The sequence below is a fragment of the Yersinia vastinensis genome (assembly GCF_902726565.1).
Lineage (GTDB): Bacteria > Pseudomonadota > Gammaproteobacteria > Enterobacterales > Enterobacteriaceae > Yersinia > Yersinia vastinensis.
Genome location: NZ_CACVAF010000045.1, coordinates 1 through 241 on the forward strand (window position 1 = coordinate 1; position 241 = coordinate 241).

Sequence of the window (241 nt, forward strand, 5' to 3'; positions counted from 1 at the left end):
AGTACATCTACGGAGAGATAATGTTCAGCTGTATTGTTTCAATTTTCAGCTTGTTCCAGATTGTTAAAGAGCAATATCTTAAACACGACTCGTTAAAGTCATCTTTAAGTTATTTTGTGGTTCATCAAGAACCGGTGATAATGTCTTTCACACATTATCGGATTGGCGTCCCCAAGGGGATTCGAACCCCTGTTACAGCCGTGAAAGGGCAGTGTCCTAGGCCTCTAGACGATGGGGACAC

1 tRNA gene is annotated in these 241 nt (G+C 42.7%); it reads right to left on the reverse strand.

Annotation, left to right across the window (positions count from 1 at the left end):
• Window positions 1–163: 163 nt before the first annotated feature.
• Window positions 164–239, reverse strand: a tRNA-Glu gene (locus tag HUZ92_RS20770).
• Window positions 240–241 lie beyond the last annotated feature (2 nt).